Source organism: bacterium (assembly GCA_030654305.1).
In the GTDB taxonomy this organism is placed as follows: domain Bacteria; phylum Krumholzibacteriota; class Krumholzibacteriia; order LZORAL124-64-63; family LZORAL124-64-63; genus PNOJ01.
On record JAURXS010000343.1, the window covers coordinates 1 to 1,474 of the forward strand.

The following is a 1,474-nucleotide window of genomic DNA, read 5'->3' on the forward strand; positions in this document are numbered from 1 at the left end:
GCTCGTGGTGGCGCGACCACATGGAGCGCGGCACGACGCCGAACATGGCGCCCCCGTCGAGGCGGAAGGTGCCTTCGGTGAAGGCGCGGAAGTGCCAGTCGCCTCGTCGCATCTCGACTCCCGGTTCGGTCGTGGCTCCCGAATCCTTCGTTTCCCCTTGGCGCCGTCGAGCGGCGCCGTGCCACAGGGTAGCGCCCGGGGGTCCGGCGGGCAACCGTTCAGAGCGGCAGACCGGCGGGGCTCAGCCCGCGTCCAGGGTACGCCCCACCGCCTCGGCCAGCGGCCGCAGCCCCGCCATCAACTCCCGGAATCCCTCCGGCGTCAGGCTCTGGTCCCCGTCCGACAGCGCGCGGTCGGGATCGGGGTGGACCTCCACCATGATCCCGTCGGCGCCGGCCGCCAGGGCCGCGCGCGCCAGTGCCGGCACGTAGGCCCGCACGCCGGCGGCATGGCTCGGGTCGACGATCACCGGCAGGTGGCTGAGCGACTTGATCACCGGCACCGCCGAGATGTCGCAGGTGTTGCGCGTGGCCTTCTCGAAGGTGCGGATGCCGCGCTCGCAGAGCACGACCTGGGCGTTGCCGTTGGCGACCACGTACTCGGCGGCCAGCAGCAGCTCCTCGATCGTGGACATCAGTCCGCGCTTGAGCAGCACCGGGCGGCGCACCCGGCCCACCGCCTCCAGCAGCGAGTAGTTCTGCATGTTGCGCGCGCCGATCTGCAGCATGTCCGCGTAGCGCGCCACCAGCGGGACCTGTTCGGGGGACATGACCTCGGTCACCACGGCCATGCCGGTCTCGTCCCCGGCGCGGCGCAGCAGGCGCAGGCCCTCCTCCCCCATCCCCTGGAAGCTGTAGGGCGAGGTGCGCGGCTTGAAGGCGCCGCCGCGCAGGATGCGGGCGCCCGCTGCACGCACCGCCCGGGCCGTCGCCAGCACCTGCTCGGCGCTCTCGACCGAGCAGGGACCGGCCATGACCGCGATCTCGCGGCCGCCCACCAGGGCGTCCCCGACGCGCACGACCGTCGGCTCCGCGCGGAAGTCGCGGTGCACCAGCTTGTAGGACTTCGACAGCGGCGCGACCTGCTCGACGCCGTCGCGGTCGGCCAGCGCGCGCAGCGGCCCCTCGTCGGCGGCGCCCACGACGCCGATGACGGTCTGCCGCGCGCCGCGCGACGGCCGCGGGGCGTGCCCGAGGCCCTCGATCTCGCGCAGGATCGCGCCGATCTGGGCGACGGTGGCGTCTTCACGCATGACGATGATCACGACGTTACCTCCCGGGCGGGCGGCGCGAGGGCCTCCCGCATCCCGTGCAGGAAATCGGCGACGCTGCGGACGCCGGACCGCGCGTCCGCCGCCGACTGCAGCAGCCGCACCAGGGCGCTGCCGACGATCACCCCGTCGGCCGCGCGGGCGACCCGCCGCGCGCCGTCGGGGTCGGCCACGCCGAAGCCGACGTAGCAGGGCAGGTCGGTG

2 protein-coding genes are annotated in these 1,474 nt (G+C 74.3%); both read right to left on the reverse strand.

The annotated features are described in order from the left end of the window. Positions 1-241: 241 nt before the first annotated feature. Complete coding sequence (gene aroF, locus Q7W29_09835) at positions 242-1,264, reverse strand: 3-deoxy-7-phosphoheptulonate synthase (GenBank protein MDO9172120.1); 1,023 nt, start codon at positions 1,262-1,264, stop codon at positions 242-244. Then, positions 1,261-1,474: tryptophan synthase subunit alpha (locus Q7W29_09840; protein MDO9172121.1), on the reverse strand; the 214-nt coding region annotated here is incomplete at its 5' end. The genes aroF and Q7W29_09840, both read right to left, overlap by 4 nt.